Origin of the sequence: Phytobacter sp. MRY16-398 (assembly GCF_003925915.1) — a bacterium.
In the GTDB taxonomy this organism is placed as follows: Bacteria; Pseudomonadota; Gammaproteobacteria; order Enterobacterales; family Enterobacteriaceae; genus Phytobacter; species Phytobacter diazotrophicus.
The window spans coordinates 214,706-237,229 of record NZ_AP018756.1; the positions used below are offsets into that span (position 1 = coordinate 214,706).

Consider the following 22,524-nt stretch of genomic DNA (forward strand, 5'->3'; position numbering starts at 1 on the left):
GTAAGGGATATCTACCCTCGCCTTTTGCCCAACAAAAACGATAACAAATACGCCGTTTTGGCTCTTTTGTGGAGTCGCATTGATGAAAATTAAAAACAGTGGCCGTTTGATAGCGGTAGTGCCTGCTTGTCTGCTTTTTAGCCATGCTGCATATGCCTGGCAACAAGAATATATCGCGATCGATTCGCAAAATAATATGCCGCAACGCTATACATGGGATAGCGATCACCAGCCACGTTATAACGATATCCTGGAAGAACGCATTCGCTCGGCGCAGAGTGGGCCTGGCGTTGCCTTTAATCTGCCAGATAAAACGCCGATGGATGCCGTCAGCACCATGAGTATTGGCCTGAATATTCCTCTCACAGGCAATGTGATGACCGGGCCGGTGGCCGTCTGGCATTACGATGGCTCTACGACGTCAATGTACAATGAATATGGCGACAGCGCGACCACGTCGCAATACAGCGATCCGCTCTGGCACGCGACCGTCAGTTCCCTGGGATGGCGCGTGGATAGCCATATTGGTGACTTTCGTCCATGGGCGCAAATTAGTTACAACCAACAGTTCGGGGAAAACGTCTGGAAATCACAATCCGGGCTGAGTCGCCTGACCGCGGCGAACCAGTACGGCAACTGGCTGGATGTGTCTGTCGGTGCCGATATGCTGCTTAATCAACATTTCGCCGCTTATGCCTCAATGTCACAGTCGGAAAACTCGCTCACCGGGCCGAATTATCTCTACAGCATGGGCGTCAGCGCCCGTTTTTAAAGATCATTTAATACAAAGTGATCACAATTAAGAAACAATAAACACGCGCTCTGTATCGATAGTATGTACTAACTCACCTGAGAAAATGAGGTGAGTCTGTTTTTCGAAATGTCATTCATTCCTGCATATATGCATTTCATTCCCCGCTTACTGCATTTCATGCCTTTTTAGCCCTGGCATGAAATGCGCTTCGTTATTGTTGTCCGCAGTGAATTCCCTTAATTTTCTCTGCAGGACAACTGCCATGAATACATCATCCTTGAATCGCACACGCTGGCTGACGCTGGCTGGTACCATCATCACACAATTTGCGTTGGGATCTGTTTATACCTGGAGCCTGTTTAATAGCGCGTTGGCAGACAAGCTGGGCGAGCCGGTAAGCCAGGTTGCGTTTTCATTTGGTTTGTTAAGCCTGGGGCTGGCGTTATCCTCCTCCATCGCCGGGAAACTGCAGGAACGTTTTGGCGTAAAACGGGTGACCATAGCGTCTGGTGTGCTGTTGGGTATCGGCTTTTTCCTGACCGCCCACTCCAACAACCTGACGATGCTGTGGCTAAGTGCGGGTGTGCTTGTGGGGCTGGCGGATGGTGCCGGTTACCTGCTCACCCTGTCCAACTGCGTGAAATGGTTCCCGGAACGTAAAGGGCTGATTTCCGCCTTCGCCATCGGTGCGTATGGCCTGGGTAGCCTGGGTTTTAAATTCATCGACAGCCACCTGTTGGCCACCGTTGGCCTGGAACAGACCTTCATGATCTGGGGGGCGATGGTGCTGGTGATGATTGTTTGCGGCGCGATGCTGATGACTGACGCTCCGCAACAAAAAGTGGGTGCGGTCAATGGTGTGGTGGAAAATGACTTCACGCTGGCGCAGTCCATGCGTAAACCGCAATACTGGATGTTAGCCGTGATGTTCCTGACCGCCTGCATGAGTGGCCTGTATGTGATTGGCGTAGCGAAAGATATTGCGCAGGGCATGGTGCATCTTGATGTGGCAACCGCCGCCAATGCGGTCACCGTTATCTCTATTGCGAACCTCACCGGTCGCCTGGTGCTGGGCATTCTGTCCGATAAAATCGCCCGCATCCGCGTTATTACCATTGGCCAGGTGATTTCACTGGTTGGCATGGCAGCCCTGCTGTTTGCGCCACTGAATGCGGTTTCCTTTTTCGCGGCGATAGCCTGCGTAGCTTTCAATTTCGGCGGCACCATTACCGTGTTCCCGTCGCTGGTCAGCGAGTTCTTTGGTCTGAACAACCTCGCGAAAAACTACGGTGTGATTTACTTAGGTTTTGGTATTGGCAGTATTTGCGGCTCGATTATCGCTTCGCTGTTTGGCGGTTTCTATGTCACTTTCTGCGTCATCTTCGCGCTCCTGATTGTCTCCCTGGCACTTTCCACGACCATCCGTCAGCCGCAGCGCAGCGTGTATAAACCAGCACATGCCTGATTCTTCCTCTGCTTTACAAAAAACCGCCGCCATACACTGTCGGCGGTTTTTTATTACCCTTACGTGCGGGCTTTTCTGAGGCTCCCCTGACAACGACTATTCTTAATGGCAGGTCTTCCAACAGAAGGAGTTGCACATGTCGTTAGAAAAAGTGGTGTATCGGGCGAAGGCGAAAGCCACCGGAGGCCGTGACGGCAGAGCCATCTCTTCCGATGGCGTTCTGGATGTGAAACTGGGCGTGCCAAAAGAGATGGGGGGAGCCGGTGGGGAGGTGACGAACCCGGAACAACTTTTCGCCGCCGGGTATTCGGCCTGTTTTCTCGGAGCGTTAAAACATGTCGCGTCGGTAGAAAAACAGCGCCTACCGCAAGAGGCTTATATTGAAGGCACCGTGGGCATTGGCCCTTTGCCGACCGGGTTTGGTATTGAAGCGCAACTGGATATTCACCTGCCGGGAATGGATCATCAGGTAGCACAGGAATTGGTGAAAAAAGCCCATATAGTGTGCCCTTATTCCAATGCGACCCGCGGCAATATTGACGTTAAGCTGAACGTAATCACTGCCTGAATACTATTCAGGTGTCAGATAGTGTGTTTCCGGTTATATAATTTTGTAAATGTATGACCGGATCACACTCCGGACAGACACTTTTTCCTTTCCTTGTGGTCTACTTATCCGCGCTTAAGAAGTTCCTCAATTAACTTCCCTTGCGTTTAATGCCCGATCGGTGCTGCTACAAGCGCTGAGCGGCTTTGTTTTCCCTTTTTCCAGGGTTGCTTGCATGAGTTATTTAAAAGCAATGACTCAGCAGAAATTGAGTTTTCTGCTGGCGTTGTATATTGGCTTGTTTATGAATAGCGCAGTTTTCTACCGTCGGTTTGATGGTTATGCGCAAGCGTTCACCGTCTGGAAAGGACTCTCTGCGGTTGTTGAACTGGTTGCCACTGTCCTGGTGACTTTCTTTTTATTACGTGTGCTCTCATTGTTCGGGCGCCGGGCCTGGCGTGTACTGGCATCGCTGGTGGTGCTGTTTTCAGCAGCAGCCAGCTATTACATGACCTTCCTGAATGTGGTTATTGGCTATGGCATTATCGCTTCGGTGATGACCACAGACATCGATCTCTCCAAAGAGGTGGTGGGCTGGCAGCTCATTGCCTGGGTGGCGATTGTCAGTGTTATGCCGCTGTTGTCTATCTGGAATAACCGCTGTCGCTACACCCTGTTGCGCCAGTTGCGTACGCGCGGCCACCGTGTGCAGAGCGTGACCCTGGTAGTCCTGGCCGCGCTGCTGGTATGGGGCCCCATTCGCCTTCTGGATTTGCAGCAGAAGGAAGAAGAACGGACATCGGGCGTGGACATGCCGAGCTATGGCGGCGTGGTGGCGAACTCCTATCTCCCTTCCAACTGGCTTTCAGCACTTGGGCTGTACGCCTGGGCGCAGGTAGACGAGTCGTCGGATCATCGTTCCTTGATCAACCCGGCGGCGAAATTCAGTTATGTCGCGCCGGACGACATCAATGACACCTATGTCGTGTTTATCATTGGTGAAACGACGCGCTGGGATCACATGGGCTTACTCGGTTACTCGCGTAACACCACGCCAAAGCTGGCGCAGGAGAAGAACCTGGTCGCTTTCCGTGGCTACTCGTGTGATACCGCCACCAAGCTATCGCTGCGATGTATGTTCGTACGTGAAGGTGGGGCTGAGGATAACCCCCAGCGCACGTTAAAAGAGCAAAACGTCTTTTCCGTGTTGAAACAGATGGGCTTCTCTTCCGACCTGTATGCGATGCAAAGCGAGATGTGGTTTTACAGCAACACAATGGCAGACAACATTGCCTATCGTGAACAGATTGGCGCGGAGCCGCGTAATCGGGGCAAGAGCGTTGACGATATGCTGTTAATTGATGAGTTGCAGCAATCGCTAAATAACAACAAGCAGGGTAAGCATCTGATTATTCTGCATACCAAAGGTTCGCACTTCAATTATACCCAGCGCTATCCCCGTAGCTTCGCACAATGGACGCCGGAGTGTGTGGGGGTAGACGATAAATGCAGCAAAGAAGAGTTGATCAATTCGTACGATAACTCCGTCACCTATGTGGACTATTTTATCGACAACGTAATCGACAAGCTGCGTGATAAGAAAGCGATTATCTTCTATGCGGCGGACCACGGTGAGTCGATTAATGAGAAGGAACATCTGCACGGTACGCCGCGTAAGATGGCGCCACCGGAGCAGTTCCGCGTACCGATGATGGTATGGATGTCGGACAAATATCTGCAAAACCCGGACAAGGCGAAGATGTTTGCACAGCTCAAACAGCAGGCGGAGATCAAGGTACCGCGCCGCCATGTTGAACTGTACGACACCATCATGGGCTGCCTGGGATATACCTCGCCAAACGGCGGGATTAATGAAAATAACAACTGGTGCCACGTGCCTGCTAACAAGGTAAATTGAGGCGCTGGCGGCTTTCTCGCCAGTCAGTTGGCTTTTTTACATTAAGGGATTGACGGTCGGGGTGTGTGGCAGTAAGATGCGCCCCGCATTCGGTGATTGGCGCAGCCTGGTAGCGCACTTCGTTCGGGACGAAGGGGTCGGAGGTTCGAATCCTCTATCACCGACCAAATTTGAAAAGCCTGCTCAACGAGCAGGCTTTTTTGCATCTGTGCCAATGAGGATGAGAACCTCCGGGGGCAGGGAGGTTCGACCCGAGCGAAGCGAGAGAACGTTGCGTCAGCAACGGCCCGCAGGGCGAGCCACGCAGTGGCGAGTAATCTCTATCACCGACCAAATTCGAAAAGCCTGCTCAACGAGCAGGCTTTTTTGCATCTATATGATAATTAATGTTTTTATAATCATGCAATAGCTCGATGTATTATGCTTTTTTGACTTGGTGTTGAAATTTCTGGATGCATCGCAGGCGTTTGTATTGATAATACTGTTAACTATTCGCTGAAGTTGCCCCTTTCTTTTCAGAATTATTAAACTAAACAGGCGCCGAACCCATTATGTTTCCTGTCAGTGACTTGCTGGATTTACAAACGCTTTCTGAATCAGTTGAACTGGAGTTTAAGCTGGCACAGGGGGCGGATGGTAAAGGTAAACTGCCTGATGATTTCTGGAGGACATACAGTGCGATGGCGAATACCCGTGGCGGTTATGTCATACTGGGCGTCAGGGAAAAGAAAGGGAACTTTATCGTTGAGGGGATCAGCGATATTGCTACTGTTACGAAGCAACTATTTGATATTGCAAACAACAAGAAAAAAGTAAATGTCAATTTATTGACCGATCAATCGGTGCAGGTAATTAATCTTGATGACAAATCAGTCATTGTCATCGAAATTCCCATAGCAAGGCGTGAACAAAAGCCGATCTATCTCAATAACCAGCCGATGACAGAAACATACGTTCGTCGCCATGAAGGGGACTGCCATTGTCCTCAAGAACAAATCAAACGAATGCTCGCGGAGCAGGTCGAAGATAGCCGTGATGATAGAATCCTGGCCGGGTTCGATTTTAGTGATATCGATCAGGACAGCTTGCGTGCCTACCGTAACCTTTTTGCAGTTGCGAAGCCTCAACATCCATGGCTGGAATTGGATCTAATCGATTTATTCAGGAGTATTGGTGGTTGGCGTAAGAACCGTCAGAGTGGGGAGGAGGGTATAACCCTTGCTGGTATCCTGATGTTTGGTAGCTGGAATGCTATCCAGGACGCTGTCCCAAATTATTTTGTTGATTATCGTGAGCGGGATAATGTTCAACCGGATTCCCGCTGGGTCGATCGCATCTATCCTGATGGTTCATGGTCAGGCAATGTTTTTGATTTTTATCGCCGGACATACCGAAAACTCATTACCGATCTTAAAGTGCCTTTTGAATTACAGGACGGTATTCGGCTTGATGAAACCAAAGTTCATGAAGCTCTCCGGGAGGCGCTTGTTAACACACTAGTTCATGCTGATTATACGGGCCGAAGTTCCATTTTAGTGGTCAGGCGGCCGGATCTTTTTGGTTTTCGGAATCCTGGCCTGATGCGGATACCACCGGAAATCGCAGTGAAAGGTGGGGAAAGCGACTGCCGTAATCGCCGCATGCACCAGATGTTCTTAATGATTGGAGCTGGTGAGCGTGCCGGTTCTGGTGTTCCCAAAATTATGAGCGGCTGGAAATGGGCAAACTGGCGCACACCTAAGTTATACGAGAAAACTGAACCCTCTGAACAAACCCTGCTTGAGTTGTCAACGGTAAGCCTTGTATCACAAGAAGTTACTGAACGACTCAATAGTTTATTCGGGCAACGTTTTCATTTACTTGATGACCTTGAACGAATGATTATCATTACGGCGGCGATAGAAGGTTGGGTAAACCATGAGAGGGCATGTCAGCTTACGAGCAGACATTCTCGTGATGTTACGCTTGCGTTTCCAAAGTTAGTGGATAAAGGTTTTCTTGTTGCAAGTGGTGAAAAACGAGATAAATCATACAGTCTGCCAGGTATGGCGTTACCTTCTCCGGAAGAGGTCTTTGCTAATGCGTTAAGCTCCACTCGAAACTTAACGCATAACACGTATGACTTAACGCATAGTCGCATCAACTTAACGCATAGCAATCTTGGTTCAGAGAATAGCTACCAGGGAAGAGATGAGTACGGTCGGTTTATCAGTCCCTTATTAGATAAACCGTTCATTGATGACCTTAATTTATTGAGTAATGGATTCCGGGATGCACTTGAGGAATTGACCGCACCATCGCGAGAGCATCGTCGGATGGATGTTGAAGTGATGAAGGAACTGCTTGTCCGATTGTGTGATGGGCACTACTTATCTGTCGCGGTAATGGAAGTGTTGTTGGGGCGTAAGGCACAGAGTATTCGCCAGAATTACTTAAAACCGATGGTAGATTCGAAGCAACTCAAGCTGGCGTTTCCCAATAAGCCCAATTCACCCAGACAAGGCTATACGATTGCCCAGGCTGTTATCCGTAAGCGAGACTTTTAAGCAGGGCTTCTTATCACACAAGGTGAGCAGTGCCTATTACAGCAAGCTACGGTTTCCCGCCTCACCTTATTTCACCCTGCCGCGTCACGGTTTTGTGACATAATCCATTGTATTTTTTAATATATAGTTCGATCTTTTTTCGCGTTGCTTATGGATAGAGTTAGCATTTTACGCTGTGCGTTTTAACGTTCGCGGTATTAATCGCTCAGATATTCATCATTCCGCAAGAAATTTTTCATAATCTGCTCAAACGTTAAACACCAACCTGAGATGATTCTCAAGCTTATTATTCTGCCCATAACGGCATAGCACAAATTTACCTGCTGAAAATAGCAGCTTGAAGTTTTTTTTAACTTTGTTTGTTGATTCTCATCAACGATGTAAATCCCCGTTACCTGTATTGACGTTTTGACATTCTATTGACAGATTGTAGGGCATGAGGGGCATTTCATGGAGAATCTGCACTGCAACTCAGTCAATCTCGTGAAAGGATTTCCCGTCTCTCATAGCTTCCGATAAGTCCAGGCAAAAATCTAATAACGGCCTGTCGGATAACCCAGCGCAAGGGTAACAACACATATCACATTGGAGCAGAATAATGAGTATTTCCTTGAAGAAGTCAGGGATGCTGAAGCTTGGTCTTAGCCTGGTGGCTATGACTGTGGCGGCCAGCGTGCAGGCAAAAACCCTGGTTTATTGTTCAGAAGGCTCGCCTGAAGGCTTTAACCCACAGCTTTTCACTTCTGGTACTACTTACGATGCCAGCTCTGTGCCGATTTATAACCGTCTGGTTGAGTTCAAAACCGGTACTACTGAGGTCATTCCGGGTCTTGCTGAGAAGTGGGATATCAGCGCCGATGGCAAAACCTACACTTTCCACCTGCGTAAAGGCGTGAAGTGGCAGGACAACAAAGATTTCAAACCGACGCGTGAATTCAACGCGGACGACGTCGTATTCTCCTTTGATCGTCAGAAAAACGCCCAGAACCCGTACCATAAAGTCTCTGGCGGCAGCTACGAATACTTTGAAGGTATGGGCCTGCCAGACCTGATTAGCGAAGTGAAGAAAGTCGACGACAACACCGTTCAATTCGTGCTGACCCGTCCGGAATCTCCGTTCCTGGCTGACCTGGCAATGGACTTCGCGTCTATTCTGTCCAAAGAATACGCCGACAACATGCTGAAAGCCGGTACGCCGGACAAAGTTGACCTGGATCCAATCGGTACCGGTCCGTTCCAACTGCAACAGTATCAGAAAGATTCCCGTATTCTGTACAAAGCGTTTGAAGGTTACTGGGGCACCAAGCCGCAGATTGACCGTCTGGTCTTCTCCATCACGCCTGACGCTTCCGTACGTTATGCCAAACTGCAGAAAAACGAGTGCCAGGTTATGCCGTACCCGAACCCGGCTGACATCGCTCGTATGAAACAAGACAAAAACATTAACCTGATGGAGCAGGCTGGCCTGAACGTCGGTTACATGTCTTTCAACACCGAGAAGAAACCGTTTGATGACGTGAAAGTGCGTCAGGCGCTGACTTACGCGGTAAATAAAGAAGCGATCATCAAAGCCGTTTACCAGGGTGCTGGCGTTGCCGCGAAAAACCTGATTCCGCCGACAATGTGGGGCTATAACGACGACGTTAAGGATTACACCTACGACGTTGAGAAAGCGAAACAGTTGCTGAAAGAATCCGGCCACGAGCAGGGCTTCACCGTTGAACTGTGGGCGATGCCGGTACAGCGTCCGTACAACCCGAACGCTCGCCGTATGGCTGAGATGATTCAGGCTGACTGGGCGAAAATCGGTGTTCAGGCCAAGATCGTTACCTACGAGTGGGGCGAGTACCTGAAACGCGCCAAAGCGGGTGAGCACCAGGCTGTAATGATGGGCTGGACCGGCGACAATGGGGATCCGGATAACTTCTTCGCAACCCTGTTTAGCTGCGCTGCGGCGAAAGACGGTTCCAACTATTCTCGCTGGTGCTACAAGCCGTTTGAAGACTTGATTCAGCCGGCTCGCGCAACTGACGACCACAACAAGCGTATTGAACTGTACAAACAGGCTCAGGTAGTGATGCATGACCAGGCTCCGGCACTGATCGTCGCGCACTCCACCGTGTATGAGCCGGTGCGTAAAGAAGTCAAAGGCTACGTGGTTGATCCGCTGGGCAAACACCACTTCGAAAACGTGTCAGTTGAATAATAGGCACGATGCCTGAGTCCCTCCTCCCTTTCCGGGGGGAGGGTTTTTGTTCCTTATTCCTCCGGGAAAAGGCCTGGATAGAGTGGGATTTTCCCGTTTATCCAAACATTTGTGAGCAATACAGACGCACTACCGCCAGGTGCATGCGTCACTACAGAGAATCCGGGTTATGTTGCAGTTCATCCTCCGACGTCTGGGGCTAGTTATCCCGACGTTTATCGGTATCACCCTTCTCACCTTTGCCTTCGTTCATATGATTCCCGGTGACCCGGTGATGATCATGGCAGGTGAGCGTGGTATCTCTCCTGAGCGTCATGCCCAGTTGCTGGCAGAGCTTGGTCTCAACAAGCCGCTGTGGCAGCAATACGTCAACTATGTGTGGGGCGTGTTGCATGGTGATTTAGGGATCTCTCTTAAGAGCCGTCTTCCGGTGTGGGACGAGTTCGTACCGCGTTTTAAAGCGACGCTGGAACTCGGCGTCTGCGCCATGATTTTCGCGGTGGCTGTCGGTATCCCGGTGGGCGTAATGGCCGCTGTGAAGCGTGGTTCCATTTTTGATCATACCGCCGTGAGCCTCGCGCTGACCGGTTACTCCATGCCTATCTTCTGGTGGGGCATGATGCTGATCATGCTGGTGTCGGTACACTGGAACCTGACGCCGGTATCCGGGCGCGTCAGTGACATGGTGTTCCTTGATGACAGTAACCCGCTTACCGGTTTTATGCTGATCGACACGGCTATCTGGGGCGAGCAGGGTAACTTTATCGATGCCCTGGCGCACATGATTCTGCCTGCCATCGTGCTGGGGACAATCCCGCTGGCGGTTATCGTCCGTATGACCCGCTCCTCGATGCTGGAAGTGCTGGGCGAAGACTATATCCGTACCGCGCGCGCCAAAGGGTTAACCCGTATGCGCGTTATCATCGTCCATGCGCTGCGTAATGCGATGCTGCCGGTGGTGACCGTTATCGGTCTGCAGGTCGGGACATTGCTGGCAGGCGCGATCCTGACGGAAACCATTTTCTCCTGGCCGGGCCTGGGCCGCTGGTTGATTGACGCGCTGCAACGCCGCGATTATCCGGTTGTGCAGGGTGGGGTATTGCTGGTCGCGACGATGATCATTCTCGTCAACCTGTTGGTCGACCTGCTCTACGGCGTGGTGAACCCGCGTATTCGTCACAAGAAGTAAGGGGCCATCATGTCACAAGTTACTGAAAATAAAGTTATCTCTGCTCCGGTCCCGATGACCCCGCTGCAGGAGTTCTGGCACTATTTCAAGCGTAATAAAGGCGCGGTTGTTGGTCTGGTTTACGTGATCGTGATGCTGCTTATCGCTATCTTCGCGAACGTGCTGGCACCGCATAACCCGGCGGATCAGTTCCGCGATGCGCTGCTGGCGCCACCGGTCTGGCAAGATGGCGGCACATGGTCGCATATTCTGGGTACCGATGACGTAGGTCGCGATACCCTGTCGCGTCTGATGTTTGGCGCGCGTCTGTCGCTGCTGGTCGGCTGTCTGGTGGTGGTGCTGTCACTGATCATGGGGATTATCCTCGGTCTGGTGGCGGGCTACTTTGGCGGCGTTATCGATAGCATCATCATGCGTGTTGTCGACATCATGCTGGCCCTGCCGAGCCTGCTGCTGGCGCTGGTCCTGGTGGCGATATTTGGTCCTTCGATAGTCAACGCATCGTTAGCGCTCACTTTCGTCGCCTTGCCGCACTATGTACGTCTTACCCGTGCCGCGGTGCTGGTGGAAGTTAACCGCGATTACGTGACGGCTTCCCGCGTAGCGGGGGCTGGCGCGATGCGTCAGATGTTCGTCAATATTTTCCCTAACTGCCTTGCGCCGCTGATTGTTCAGGCGTCGCTCGGTTTCTCGAACGCCATTCTCGACATGGCCGCCCTCGGCTTCCTTGGTATGGGCGCGCAACCGCCAACACCGGAGTGGGGCACTATGCTCTCCGACGTGTTGCAGTTCGCGCAAAGTGCCTGGTGGGTCGTGACCTTCCCTGGTCTGGCGATCCTGCTGACGGTGCTGGCATTTAACCTGATGGGTGACGGCCTGCGTGATGCGCTCGACCCCAAACTGAAGCAGTAAGAGGTTCGAGATGGCGTTATTAAATGTTAATAAATTATCGGTGCATTTCGGCGACGAAGGCAGCGAGTTTCGCGCAGTAGACCGCGTAAGCTACAGTGTGAATCAGGGTGAAGTGGTTGGCATCGTGGGGGAGTCTGGCTCTGGTAAATCGGTCAGTTCGCTGGCGATCATGGGGTTGATTGACTTCCCAGGCCGCGTAATGGCGGAAAATCTGGAGTTTAACGGTCAGGATTTGAAACGCATTTCGGAAAAAGAGCGCCGCAGTCTGGTGGGGTCCGAAGTAGCGATGATCTTCCAGGATCCGATGACCAGCCTGAACCCCTGCTACACCGTCGGTTTCCAGATTATGGAAGCGATCAAAGTGCATCAGGGGGGCAACAAGCACACCCGCCGCCAGCGTGCGATTGATCTGCTCAACCAGGTCGGTATTCCCGATCCGGCATCAAGGCTGGACGTTTATCCTCATCAGCTCTCCGGTGGGATGAGTCAGCGTGTCATGATTGCGATGGCGATCGCGTGTCAGCCGAAACTGCTAATTGCCGATGAGCCAACGACTGCGCTGGACGTGACTATTCAGGCGCAGATTATTGAGCTGCTGCTGGAGCTACAGCAAAAAGAGAACATGGCGCTGATCCTGATCACCCATGACCTGGCGCTGGTGGCCGAAGCGGCACACAAAATCATCGTGATGTATGCAGGCCAGGTGGTGGAAACCGGGGCGGCGAAAGATATCTTCCGCGCACCGCGTCATCCGTATACCCAGGCACTGCTGCGGGCATTGCCGGAATTTGCGCAGGATAAAGCGCGTCTGGCGTCGCTGCCAGGCGTCGTACCCGGTAAGTATGACCGTCCGAATGGCTGTCTGCTGAACCCGCGTTGCCCCTACGCAACGGACCGATGCCGCGCCGAAGAGCCTGCGCTGAACACCGTTGACGGTGGGCGCCAGTCGAAATGTCACTACCCACTCGATGATGCCGGGAGGCCCACACTATGAGTACGCACGAGGCCGCCACGCAACCGCTGTTGCAGGCTATCGACCTGAAAAAACACTACCCGGTGAAGAAGGGGCTGTTTGCCCCGGAACGCCTGGTAAAAGCGCTGGACGGCGTATCGTTCACCCTGGAACGTGGCAAAACGCTGGCTGTGGTTGGTGAATCCGGTTGTGGTAAATCCACGCTGGGCCGTCTGCTGACAATGATCGAAACCCCGACCGGTGGTGAGCTGTACTACCAGGGGCAGGATCTGCTGAAACACGATCCGCATGCGCAGAAACTGCGTCGCCAGAAAATCCAGATCGTATTCCAGAACCCATACGGTTCGCTGAACCCGCGCAAAAAAGTGGGACAGATTCTGGAAGAACCGCTGCTGATTAACTCCTCCCTGAGCAAGGCGGAGCGTCGTGAGAAAGCGCTGGCGATGATGGCGAAAGTCGGCCTGAAAACCGAGCATTACGACCGTTACCCGCACATGTTCTCCGGCGGTCAGCGTCAGCGTATCGCTATTGCCCGTGGTCTGATGCTGGACCCGGACGTGGTGATCGCCGACGAACCGGTCTCCGCGCTGGACGTTTCTGTTCGCGCGCAGGTGCTAAACCTGATGATGGACTTGCAGCAGGATTTGGGGCTGTCCTATGTGTTTATCTCCCACGACCTGTCTGTGGTGGAACACATTGCCGATGAAGTGATGGTGATGTATCTGGGCCGCTGCGTCGAGAAGGGCACCAAGGACCAGATCTTCTCTAATCCGCGTCATCCGTACACCCAGGCGTTGCTCTCTGCGACGCCGCGCCTGAACCCGGACGATCGCCGCGAGCGTATCAAGTTGACCGGCGAGCTGCCGAGCCCGCTGAGTCCGCCGCCGGGTTGTGCGTTTAACGCCCGCTGCCGCCGCCGCTTCGGTCCCTGCACCCAGTTGCAGCCGCAGCTCAAAGATTACGGCGGTCAACTGGTTGCCTGCTTCGCGGTCGATCAGGATGAAAACGGCGAGAAGCCGCAGGCCTAACGCGCTGAAATAAAAAACCGGAGCCATGTGCTCCGGTTTTTTTATGCCTCCCCGGAGGCGCGAATGCTTCATTCGGGCTACGACCGGTTTTCTCCCTCTCCCTTAGGGAGAGGGTTGGGGTGAGGGAATATGCGGCTCAGGAGGAGGGTTCCGTTCACCTTATGTTCATGGCGAAATGTCACCTCCGGACACGTGAACGGGTAAAGGGGAACACCGCGTTCCCCTTTACAATCCCCGCGGCCCCGCAAAAAATCGGTGCTTCGCACTGCGTTCGCCTCCCGCCCCGCTGCCTGCGGTCGGTTTGACTCGAGTTACTCGCCCCATCCCTGGGGCTCGCCCTTCGGGCCAACGCGTTGCGTTGTTCAAAATCGTTCCGGACGATTTTGTCTGGTCTCGACAAACCTCAGTCCGCCATCCCTGGCGGCCTGACCTTGCCATCGGGTCTTCGTCTCACCGATTTCAGCGGGGATTCAACCCCCTCGCTGTACGCTCTGCGCCAGGGTGGCACAAAGATGTCGCTGTGGTTGTCATGCGGGAAAACGAGTCAGCCATGGCTAAAAAGGTTGAAGACGTTCACAATATCTACCGTTCGTAGCCCCGGTAAGCACAGCGCCACCGGGGACTGCGGGTTTTAGCTCATCGGCTCACTGTCGTTATCAATCGGTGACCAGTCCAGCTTGCCCTGCTCGCGCACCTGACGCCAGGCGAGGAAGGTTAGCATCACCGTCACCACAGCATAGGCGAAAGTCACCGTTGGCGAGGCGTTAACCGCCATCTGGTGTCCATGAATAAAACCAAAGAAGGAAAGCACCGTGGCGGCAGCGGCATACACCGCGGCCCAGTTAAAACGACGGTCAATGATAAACGCGGCAATCGCCCCCATCATCAGCCCTGCCAGCACGGCACCCCCACCGGTGGTGGCCATACCGTTATAGAGCACGCCGTTATTGGCCATATTGGTCATCACCTCAGCAGGCAGATTCACCGTGTTTGCTCCCGCCGCATTCAGTGCGCCATCGACCTGCGTTTTCGCCCACTCCGCAATATTCGGCACCAGCGCCAGAATAATGGCGGGTGCATGACGTTTCGGCGACACCTGGAACGCCTGTGCGCCAATCACCAGCCCGATAAACAGCAGAATTGGCACTATCGCGACCAGCGGAATGATCGACAGCAGCAGTGCGGTAAGCCCCAGGAAACAGACAATCGCCATCGCAATACCGGTCGCCAGCGAATAACCGATACGCCCGCCCATCGCTTTCCAGCCGGGGTGGCCGATATAGACCGCAGGCGGGAACGGCGAGCCCAGCAGCGCACCGACAATCGCCCCCACGCCATCTGCCGCCAGCACCGCACGCAGGTTATAACTGTCGCCACCTACGGCGGCAGACTCCACGTTATTGAGGATTTCAGTAAAGTTGAAGATACCCAGCGGGATAGCCGTCACCAGCAGCGGCCAGATCAGCTCCGACGGCACGCTGAACACATCGCCGGTAATGGAAGGCAGATGGAGCGCAAAATTGCTGGTTGCTTCTTTTACGGCAGCCGGGTTCATGATGTCGCTCAGACCCAGCAGCGTAGCCCCCCAGCCGAGCACGCAGCCAACGATGACCACGGCCAGCCCACCCGGTAAACCGAACGGCAGGCGGACATTCCCGACCCAGTTGAGCAGGATAATGGCGAAGCAGATGACGCCAATCCATGCGGTATCAAACATCTGATAAGCCGGGCGCATCGCGATAAAAGCAATCGCGATCCCGGCCAGCGTCCCCAGCATAGCGGCACGCGGAGTATATTTACGGATGGTCGGGCCAACGACAACGCCGAGCAGGACAATAACGCCGACGAACATCGCCCAGATAAGACCCAGCTTCCACGCCAGCATCCAGTCTTTATGAATTAGCAGCGTAGGCAGCATCACCACAAAGACCACGATAAACATATGCGGCACGCTGGGGCCATAAGGCAGGGCGGTAACATCATTGCGGCCTTCGCGCTGGGCTAATTTCCAGGCAAGCCAGGCATAGAAGAGATTTCCGAGGGGAAGTGCAATGCCCAGAGCAGGCAGGATACGACCATAAACCGTTGTTGCCGGGATTTGCGCGACGTACAGTGCCAGCCCGGAGAGCACCAGCACATTCAATAACACATTCGTGAACAGACCAAAAAAAGCATTTAAATCGCCCGCGACCCAAAGCTGTGGCCGATGAGCGAGATTTCCTTGCGCCATGATCCTACTCCTGACGTTATCAAGCTGTCATAAAGTGGCCGGTATAAGCTCTCCAGCCTCCCAAAGAGGTAATTTCTTTTTGTCCTTCTACCAGCCAGGGTTCGGCCAGCACACCCAGTACTTCACTACCGTCACTCAACTCGACCTTACCGACACACAATCCGGCAGGTTCTTTTAGCAGGATCTCGCCAAGCCCGGCAGGCGGCACCGCCCAAATTTCCAGCGCAATCTGCCCGCCCTCTCCGGGTGTGCGAATCATGCCTGGGTGATTATCATTAATGCTCCAGCAGCGGTAGCAGGCGGCGGTAGTGTCTTCACGAACAAACTCAGCCTGTGCGGCAATCATATTAGGATTAAGCACAAGGCCACGCATTAATGTGCCATTAACGGCCAGTAAAATCTTATTACTTATCATGGTTTTTTGCTCAGAAAAGTGTGCAGCGTTAGCGGGTAAAACGGGTGCCACCGTTGCCGCTTAGCGCGCGGGAAATGCCCTGCGGCGTGGTAATCAGGCCCAGCCCCTGCGGCTGAGCGCGTAAATAAGTCAGCATGGCTTCAATTTTTCGGGGCCATGCTGCCTGCGCCAAATTCGCAGCTTTGCAGCAGCGCTTCTGCTTCGGCGAGTGAAAGCTGGCTAAGCCAGCGCTGCGTTGCCGCCGACAGCGACGACAGTGACCTTACCGCTACACACGATCGTTCCCTTGCGACAGAGCCGTCAGCCCGGCAATGAAGCAGGCCAGCGGTGCGGTGGTAATACCCGCGCCAATTTGTCCGACCCCTGCCAGCTTATGGGCGATTCCGGTATTGATAATGGGCAGAATATTGCTATCGACAACGCGCCGCGCATCAATGCCGCAGCCGCTGCCCACAAAATTGAGGGCGGGCAGGGTAAATGCCGGCTGGGTGGTTAAGGTAATTTCATGCATGGCCTGGCTGTGTCTCACCGCATCGGCCGGGGTGCCGCCAACAAATTTCACGATAGCCGGTGACGCCGCCATGGCAAAACCGCCAATGCCTGCGGTTTCCGTAATGGCCGAGTCGCCCAGATCCGCCGCCGCATCATTAACGCCAAAACCGGGGAAGAACAGGCCATCAACCGGGTTAGCCGGAGCCTGAAACCAGCGATCGCCGGTCCCGGAAAGACGGATACCGAAGTTGACGCCGTTGCGTGCCATCACCGTGACCATGGAACTGTGCGGGACATTGCTGGCGGCATCAAGCATCGATTTACAGGCCGCCATGGAGAGATTCAGGAAGAAGTGATCGTTAGCCGCGATAAACTCCAGCACTTCCGGGCCCTTTTCAATGCGGGCCAGATGGGAGGCCAGGCGGCGAAAGAATAACCCGCTGGCCGCAACGTTGCGGTTATGGCATTCATCACCCATATGTAGCGCCTGGGCAATCATTGGCTTAAGTTCAATATCGCCGCTCATGGCAAGGGCTTTCTTGAGCACAGGCGCCAGCACATCGGCCATCCAGCGCAGGCGGGTCAGGACCTCTTCGTGATTGGCCCCAAAGCGCAGCACTTTCCCGAGCCCTTCGTTGAAATTACAGTAGGCCCGGTTGCCATGCGTTTTGTTCTCTACTATCCAGACAGGCATGGAAGGACTGATAATCCCCGCCATTGGCCCGGTGGCGTGGTGGTGATGGCAGGGTTCCAGCGCGACCTCGCTATTTGCCGCCATTAGCATGGCCTGCTCAACGCTGTCGGCCCACCCTTCGAGCACAATCGCCCCGGCAATCGCCCCTTGCATTGGGCCACACATGTCTGCCCAGGCGATGGGCGGACCTGCGTGCAAAATTTTGCGTTCTGCTGCCAGCGCCGGAATGGCTTCCTGCGCTGTACTGATTCCGATCAGCACCGGTTGCGCATCCAGGTAGCGCTGCAACGCGATGTCATTTGCCGCATCCACGCGGGTATCCGCCATTAATTTCGCCAACATCCAGTTAGCCTCTTCGTCGCCGAATGCGGCGGGCTGCCATTGCAGATGCAACACATCACCTCCTGCATCTCGCAGATTATTGGCGAAACTCTCCAGACCCAGGTTGAGCACGCTGAGCGGTTGTTGAAATAACGTCGTCATAATCTATTTCCGTTGAAGGGCTACAAAAGCCGCCAGTCTCGCGGCCTCGATATTGCTGTCCGCCACCAGAACGCCAGCCTGTTCTAAACATTCAATTTGCTGCTGACGATCCTGAGGATCGTCTTCGGTCCCGCAAACGTGCGCAATCAGCAGAAGGTGTCGCTGCGCTTGTGCGGCTTCTTGCCGCAGCGTATCCAGCACAGGCAATAACGTGGCGCAAGGATCTGCGCTGGCGCCGTAGCCCAGAACAATGTCAAACAACAGGACTGCCGTGGTGGGATCGAGACCTTCCGACAACAGGCGTGCGTTGCGCAGTTTGGGGTCAATCATGGGATGCGGTCGGCCCTGGGTGAATTCGTCATCCCCCATATCGACCAGACTATGTCCGGTACCCTGCTGACGGCTGCGTAATTCCGTGGCCCCACGAACAGGGGCGTTGGATTCACATGACAGCCCCGCCGCCAGCAGGGCGAGTTGTGCTTCGTAACAGAATGTGCCACCGGCGAATACGCCGCGAATGTCTTTTTGTTTTGCCGCCATTGCCCCAATGCTGTCCCGGGCTTTGGCGAGGAGAGATTCCCTGGTGCTGGTCTCTTTGGGCGCCTTTTTACCCTCTAACGTGGCTACCGCGATCTCCGCTGCGTGACGCAGACTGAGTGCGGGTATGACGCCTTCATATTGCAAACTGTGCTCGTCGGCGCCCAGAAAATGGACGACGACGGGTTTTTCACACTGGCGTGCGCAGGCCAGTACTTTTTGCATAATCCCTGGTGCTGGTGGTTTAGAAATAAGAACAATAAGTTGTGTTTCAGGGTCTTCTGCTAACAGGGTGATGCCCTGAATCATGCTCAGACCGCCGATAGCTTCGTGCAGATCGCGCCCGCCCGTGCCGATGGCCTGCGACACGCCAGCGCCAAGATGGTGAATATGGCAACTGACCTCTTGTAGTCCGGTCCCGGATGCTGCCACCAGGCCAATAGCGCCGCGTCGTACCACATTGGCAAAGCCCAGTGGCATACCGTTGATAATGGCGGTGCCGCAATCCGGCCCCATGACCAACAACTGATTCTGACTGGCATAACGCTTGATGGCGGCTTCTTGATCTTCCGGAACGTTATCGCTGAATATCATCACGTGCAGACCGTTGCTCAGCGCTTTCAAGGCTTCGGCAGCGGCATAGCGGCCTGGCACAGAAATCAGGGCAAAATTGGCCTCCAGCGCGTCGTGCAGACCCATAGCGATACTGACAGGTACACGCTGTGTCGCGCCGGAAACAGGCTCGACTGCCGACGGGCGCAGCAAGGAGGCCGCGAGTTCCAGCGCCGCTTGCGCAGCGGCTTTGCTGGCTTCCAGCGCGATTAACAGATCGTTAGGGCGCGCGTCGATGACAATGTCCATGCCCGCGTCACGCATGCGTTCAATATTAGCCGGGGTCGCCATGGCGACAGATGCTTGATCTACCCCATCCAGCGCGTTGAGTTTGGCGGAGATCTGCATAAGGGAAACGGAGTCCTTATACAGGTTCGGGAAACATTGATAGTGCAGTGTCATCTTTTATCCTTGAGCAAAAACGGTACTCATTTTGCTGCTTACTACGTTGTATCGGTCTGCCGGAGCGTCATGGGCGCAGCGCCGCAATGACCTCCGCTGAATGGCTCACCCAGCCGACAATGGCGCCCTGGGCTTTGATCATCGCCAGCGCCGCCTGATGAAATTCCGGAAAGTAGGAGGCGCAGCAATCTTCCGGAATCACCAACTCATAGCCACGATCGTTGGCTTCACGGGCGGTACTCTGCACACACACCTCGGTGGTGACGCCGCAGATAATGAGCGAGGCGATGCGGTGAGATTGCAGGATGAGATGCAGGTCAGTGGCGTAAAACGCCCCTTTGCCTGGCTTATCAATCACCGGCTCGCCGGGCTGTGGCGCGAGTTCGGGAATGATGTCGTGGCCCGGCTGGCCTCGCACCAGAATGCGGCCCATCGGACCGGGCTCGCCAATAAAGGTTTTACCGCCACGGGTGCGTTTGGCGGGCAGGCAGTCGCTGAGGTCATCACGGTGTCCTTCCCGGGTATGAATAACCAGCAGACCCGCCTCGCGAGCGCTTTTCAGCAATGCGGCACAGGGTTCGATCGCACGGCGAACAAGGGAGACGTCATTGCCAAGAGCTTCGCCAAAACCACCGCGTTCAACAAAGTCGCGCTGCATATCAATCACCACGAGGGCGGTGGTGGCGGGATCGAACTGAAAGTCAAAAGGTTGAGCTTTAATCGTGCGCATAAACGTTCCTTTGTTGATTCGCCTTTCATTGGAGTGTACGGAGTGATAACGCCGTGTGCGCAAAAAGCTTTTCTGCCTGAACCTCAAAAAATATGAGGCATCTCTGTACGCGAAAACGCCATAATGCGTAAATCGTGAACTGGCGAGGCTTTAGGCGTACAAGCGTCGGATTTGGGTAAAAAAAGCACCCAAAACAAGATAGCGGATTTGTGACCTCGCACCTATTGACAGGCGTAATCATGACCTCAGGAAGAGATATTGCGGCGATACAACTCTGCGACGCGTTACCCCCATGGCGCCCGATAGTTCCCTGGCTTCGGGTCCATTCGATTTTTCAGCGCGCCTGTAACGTGCAAACGCCACAAGGGAGGCTATGGGTGGTGCAGGCGAGCGATATGCCGCTGGCCCCGGCGGGAATGATGACTGACTGCGTTGACCTGCGCCCCTTTTTTACCGTGGGGGAACGGCTACGCTGGCGTGATGAAACCTGCCTGTACGGCACAAAAGCGCGTATCGAACTGGGCTCAGCCATGCCGGTTTCCACGCGGCTAATACCCTGCGGCGAAGCGCAAATGCTGGCGCGCCTGGCAGCTCAGATCGCCGCCTTTTTCAGCCATCAGCCGGAAAAAGGCATTCGCCTCGCGCTGCGTACGGACGCGACGTTAATACGCGCACAGACCTCTTTGGTCCACTGGCTGCGCACGGGTGAAGGGGATCTCAATGAATGCCTTATGGGCTTTATTGGTCGGGGGGAGGGGCTCACCCCCGCCGGAGATGATTTCCTGCTGGGCGTGTCGCTGATTCTTCATAACTGGCGCTTTGCGCACGCAGCGGCATTCAACGCGGCGCTGCTCCCCTTACTCGACCGTACGACCGATATCAGCCGCGCCATGCTGGAACAGGGCTGTAATCATCATTACAGCGCCCAACTGCTGGCGCTGGCGAGAGGCGAAAACGAGACAGGGCCGCAGGCCATCGCCCGCGTCGCCGACTACGGGCACTCTTCTGGTCACGACATGCTGGCGGGCATCCTCACGGCAGCGCACGCCTTAGCTTAACGGCGTAAATAACGCTTTCTGCACCTCCGGCTGTTTTAACTGCTGCAGCCACCAGTTAAAACAGGGGCGCGGCGGGCGGCTTTGCCAGGCCAGAAACAGCGGCGTCGGTTGTTTGCTCTCTTCAACATGCAGATGTACGAGTCGGCCATCATCAATATAGGGCTGGCAAATATGGCGTGGCAGAAAACCAATGCCCAGCCCTTTGAGATGCATAGAGATTTTCGCATGATAGTCAGGCACGACCACCGCTTTTTGTCCCCGTAGCTGCCAGGCAACTTTGGGTTCAAGTTTTACCGAGGTATCCGGGATGCACACCGCAGGATAAGGACGCAGATCGTCGGCACGCAGCGGACGATGAATGGCGGTAAGAGGGTGATCGGGCGCGATGGCGAATAGCCATTCGACCGTGCCAATTTCCAGGCAGCATATTTCACCGGGTAAGGCGACCTGGTTGGGCGCGGCAATGGCGATATCCGCCCGTTTTTCCAGTAAGGCGTCCCAGACGCCATCATGTACATCAATCGCGATATGAATTTCGGTTTGTGGGAACAGTAATTCGCTTTCAGAGAGTAGGGTGTAAACCGGTCGCAGGCTGACAATATTATTAAGGGTAATATTGAGACGAGTCTCGACACCAGCGGCAATACGCTGGGTGGCAAACTGGAGATCATCCAGTTGAGTCAGGATAATCTGGCCTTTACTAATGAAATAACGGCCAGCTTCCGTTAATTCGAGCTGTTTCCCGAGGCGTTTGAATAACTTGAGTCCCAATTCACTTTCCAGCTTGTGAACCGTATAGCTAAGCGCCGTCGGTACTTTATGCAGTTCCTCTGCGGCTGCGGCAAAACTACCGCAGCGTGCAATGGTGATGATTACATTCAATGCTTGTGCACTAATCAACATGCCGTCTCCCTTGCCGGATAGCGCGTTGTTATTTTTTAACGCATTACCTGCATTCAGACCAGCTTGCTATCCGGTCCCTACTAAAAACAGGCGTGTTGCGCTAATTCTCACAGTTATCGTGAGTTGCCGTTTTTTATCCCGGTTCTAAATGAAATAAGTATTTCTATATATTTCAGTAGGTAACCAATAATTAAATCGCTCACTATTCATACTGGTGTAAAACCCTGCATGCCGTGTATTATTTGGTTTTTTGTGTTAGTTATCCACATTAAGTTGATTCTTAGGTTGATGTTCAACGTAATGAGTTGCTATTAACTACTTTAATGATTTTTAGGGAAAAAAAAGATAGCATGTGTACAGGTGAAATTTATATATTTGCTAGAAATAAACAGCGTGTTAGCACTGGTGTAATTTAATCACGCGATAATAA

17 protein-coding genes, 1 tRNA gene and 1 other RNA gene are annotated in these 22,524 nt (G+C 53.7%); 13 read left to right on the top strand and 6 right to left on the bottom strand.

What is annotated here, in order from left to right; genetic code table 11:
* The first annotated feature begins 82 nt into the window (after nucleotides 1-82).
* The 12 genes from MRY16398_RS01035 (at nucleotide 83) to dppF (ending at nucleotide 13,538) form a co-directional block, all read left to right on the top strand.
* On the top strand, nucleotides 83-772 hold the full coding sequence (locus tag MRY16398_RS01035) for an autotransporter domain-containing protein (protein ID WP_108700471.1): 690 nt from the start codon (nucleotides 83-85) through the stop codon (nucleotides 770-772).
* A gap of 244 nt (nucleotides 773-1,016) precedes the next feature.
* Nucleotides 1,017-2,219, top strand: a complete 1,203-nt coding sequence (locus tag MRY16398_RS01040) for an L-lactate MFS transporter (RefSeq protein WP_039080194.1) — start codon at nucleotides 1,017-1,019, stop codon at nucleotides 2,217-2,219.
* Nucleotides 2,220-2,355: 136 nt separating this feature from the next.
* Entirely contained in the window at nucleotides 2,356-2,787 is a 432-nt protein-coding gene (locus MRY16398_RS01045; protein WP_039080195.1) for an organic hydroperoxide resistance protein, read from the top strand.
* 214 nt (nucleotides 2,788-3,001) lie between these two features.
* The gene (gene eptB / locus MRY16398_RS01050; RefSeq protein WP_039080196.1) at nucleotides 3,002-4,684 is read left to right on the top strand and encodes a kdo(2)-lipid A phosphoethanolamine 7''-transferase; all 1,683 of its coding nucleotides are present in this window, start codon (nucleotides 3,002-3,004) and stop codon (nucleotides 4,682-4,684) included.
* Nucleotides 4,685-4,774: 90 nt separating this feature from the next.
* A tRNA-Pro gene (locus MRY16398_RS01055) sits at nucleotides 4,775-4,851 on the top strand.
* Nucleotides 4,852-4,883: 32 nt separating this feature from the next.
* A non-coding RNA gene (locus MRY16398_RS01060) (RtT sRNA) lies at nucleotides 4,884-5,017 on the top strand.
* Between the two features lie 218 nt (nucleotides 5,018-5,235).
* Nucleotides 5,236-7,230, top strand: a complete 1,995-nt coding sequence (locus MRY16398_RS01065; protein WP_125123732.1) for an AlbA family DNA-binding domain-containing protein — start codon at nucleotides 5,236-5,238, stop codon at nucleotides 7,228-7,230.
* A 598-nt stretch (nucleotides 7,231-7,828) separates the two neighbouring features.
* Nucleotides 7,829-9,436 (top strand): dipeptide ABC transporter periplasmic-binding protein DppA, encoded by a 1,608-nt coding sequence (gene dppA, locus MRY16398_RS01070; RefSeq protein WP_039080197.1) that lies wholly within the window; start codon nucleotides 7,829-7,831, stop codon nucleotides 9,434-9,436.
* A gap of 169 nt (nucleotides 9,437-9,605) precedes the next feature.
* Nucleotides 9,606-10,625, top strand: coding sequence for a dipeptide ABC transporter permease DppB (gene dppB, locus MRY16398_RS01075; RefSeq protein ID WP_039080198.1), 1,020 nt, complete (start codon nucleotides 9,606-9,608; stop codon nucleotides 10,623-10,625).
* A 9-nt stretch (nucleotides 10,626-10,634) separates the two neighbouring features.
* Nucleotides 10,635-11,537 carry a dipeptide ABC transporter permease DppC gene (dppC, locus tag MRY16398_RS01080; protein ID WP_039080199.1) on the top strand — a complete coding sequence of 301 codons (903 nt, stop codon included), beginning with the start codon at nucleotides 10,635-10,637 and terminating at the stop codon, nucleotides 11,535-11,537.
* 10 nt (nucleotides 11,538-11,547) lie between these two features.
* On the top strand, nucleotides 11,548-12,531 hold the full coding sequence (dppD, locus tag MRY16398_RS01085; protein ID WP_039080200.1) for a dipeptide ABC transporter ATP-binding protein: 984 nt from the start codon (nucleotides 11,548-11,550) through the stop codon (nucleotides 12,529-12,531).
* Nucleotides 12,528-13,538 (top strand): dipeptide ABC transporter ATP-binding subunit DppF, encoded by a 1,011-nt coding sequence (gene dppF / locus MRY16398_RS01090; protein WP_039080201.1) that lies wholly within the window; start codon nucleotides 12,528-12,530, stop codon nucleotides 13,536-13,538. Before dppD ends, dppF begins: the two co-directional genes overlap by 4 nt.
* Before the next feature lie 631 nt (nucleotides 13,539-14,169).
* Here dppF and MRY16398_RS01095 read toward each other — a convergent pair.
* The 5 genes from MRY16398_RS01095 to MRY16398_RS01115 form a co-directional block, all read right to left on the bottom strand.
* A complete protein-coding gene (locus tag MRY16398_RS01095) occupies nucleotides 14,170-15,768 on the bottom strand; it encodes a regulator (RefSeq protein WP_125123733.1) in 1,599 nt (532 codons plus the stop codon).
* A gap of 19 nt (nucleotides 15,769-15,787) precedes the next feature.
* A complete protein-coding gene (locus MRY16398_RS01100) occupies nucleotides 15,788-16,183 on the bottom strand; it encodes an allophanate hydrolase-related protein (protein WP_039080203.1) in 396 nt (131 codons plus the stop codon).
* A 268-nt stretch (nucleotides 16,184-16,451) separates the two neighbouring features.
* Nucleotides 16,452-17,852, bottom strand: coding sequence for a YlbE family protein (locus tag MRY16398_RS01105; RefSeq protein ID WP_071195033.1), 1,401 nt, complete (start codon nucleotides 17,850-17,852; stop codon nucleotides 16,452-16,454).
* 3 nt (nucleotides 17,853-17,855) lie between these two features.
* A complete protein-coding gene (gene fdrA / locus MRY16398_RS01110; RefSeq protein WP_125123734.1) occupies nucleotides 17,856-19,403 on the bottom strand; it encodes an acyl-CoA synthetase FdrA in 1,548 nt (515 codons plus the stop codon).
* 67 nt (nucleotides 19,404-19,470) lie between these two features.
* The gene (locus MRY16398_RS01115) at nucleotides 19,471-20,133 is read right to left on the bottom strand and encodes a cysteine hydrolase family protein (protein WP_039080206.1); all 663 of its coding nucleotides are present in this window, start codon (nucleotides 20,131-20,133) and stop codon (nucleotides 19,471-19,473) included.
* Between the two features lie 239 nt (nucleotides 20,134-20,372).
* On the opposite strand from MRY16398_RS01115, the gene MRY16398_RS01120 reads away from it, so the two are divergent.
* Nucleotides 20,373-21,191, top strand: coding sequence for an oxamate carbamoyltransferase subunit AllH family protein (locus MRY16398_RS01120; RefSeq protein ID WP_125123735.1), 819 nt, complete (start codon nucleotides 20,373-20,375; stop codon nucleotides 21,189-21,191).
* Here the strand turns inward: MRY16398_RS01120 and MRY16398_RS01125 are convergent.
* Nucleotides 21,183-22,094, bottom strand: coding sequence for a LysR substrate-binding domain-containing protein (locus tag MRY16398_RS01125; RefSeq protein WP_125123736.1), 912 nt, complete (start codon nucleotides 22,092-22,094; stop codon nucleotides 21,183-21,185). The genes MRY16398_RS01120 and MRY16398_RS01125 overlap by 9 nt on opposite strands.
* Nucleotides 22,095-22,524: the final 430 nt, after the last annotated feature.

What these genes read in the sequence shown, in the direction of transcription:
- MRY16398_RS01035 (WP_108700471.1), top strand. Translation starts at nt 83, where the DNA reads ATGAAAATTAAAAACAGTGGCCGTTTGATAGCGGTAGTGCCTGCTTGT.
- MRY16398_RS01040 (WP_039080194.1), top strand. Translation starts at nt 1,017, where the DNA reads ATGAATACATCATCCTTGAATCGCACACGCTGGCTGACGCTGGCTGGT.
- MRY16398_RS01045 (WP_039080195.1), top strand. Translation starts at nt 2,356, where the DNA reads ATGTCGTTAGAAAAAGTGGTGTATCGGGCGAAGGCGAAAGCCACCGGA.
- eptB (WP_039080196.1), top strand. Translation starts at nt 3,002, where the DNA reads ATGAGTTATTTAAAAGCAATGACTCAGCAGAAATTGAGTTTTCTGCTG.
- MRY16398_RS01065 (WP_125123732.1), top strand. Translation starts at nt 5,236, where the DNA reads ATGTTTCCTGTCAGTGACTTGCTGGATTTACAAACGCTTTCTGAATCA.
- dppA (WP_039080197.1), top strand. Translation starts at nt 7,829, where the DNA reads ATGAGTATTTCCTTGAAGAAGTCAGGGATGCTGAAGCTTGGTCTTAGC.
- dppB (WP_039080198.1), top strand. Translation starts at nt 9,606, where the DNA reads ATGTTGCAGTTCATCCTCCGACGTCTGGGGCTAGTTATCCCGACGTTT.
- dppC (WP_039080199.1), top strand. Translation starts at nt 10,635, where the DNA reads ATGTCACAAGTTACTGAAAATAAAGTTATCTCTGCTCCGGTCCCGATG.
- dppD (WP_039080200.1), top strand. Translation starts at nt 11,548, where the DNA reads ATGGCGTTATTAAATGTTAATAAATTATCGGTGCATTTCGGCGACGAA.
- dppF (WP_039080201.1), top strand. Translation starts at nt 12,528, where the DNA reads ATGAGTACGCACGAGGCCGCCACGCAACCGCTGTTGCAGGCTATCGAC.
- MRY16398_RS01095 (WP_125123733.1), bottom strand. Translation starts at nt 15,768, where the DNA reads ATGGCGCAAGGAAATCTCGCTCATCGGCCACAGCTTTGGGTCGCGGGC.
- MRY16398_RS01100 (WP_039080203.1), bottom strand. Translation starts at nt 16,183, where the DNA reads ATGATAAGTAATAAGATTTTACTGGCCGTTAATGGCACATTAATGCGT.
- MRY16398_RS01105 (WP_071195033.1), bottom strand. Translation starts at nt 17,852, where the DNA reads ATGACGACGTTATTTCAACAACCGCTCAGCGTGCTCAACCTGGGTCTG.
- fdrA (WP_125123734.1), bottom strand. Translation starts at nt 19,403, where the DNA reads ATGACACTGCACTATCAATGTTTCCCGAACCTGTATAAGGACTCCGTT.
- MRY16398_RS01115 (WP_039080206.1), bottom strand. Translation starts at nt 20,133, where the DNA reads ATGCGCACGATTAAAGCTCAACCTTTTGACTTTCAGTTCGATCCCGCC.
- MRY16398_RS01120 (WP_125123735.1), top strand. Translation starts at nt 20,373, where the DNA reads ATGACCTCAGGAAGAGATATTGCGGCGATACAACTCTGCGACGCGTTA.
- MRY16398_RS01125 (WP_125123736.1), bottom strand. Translation starts at nt 22,094, where the DNA reads ATGTTGATTAGTGCACAAGCATTGAATGTAATCATCACCATTGCACGC.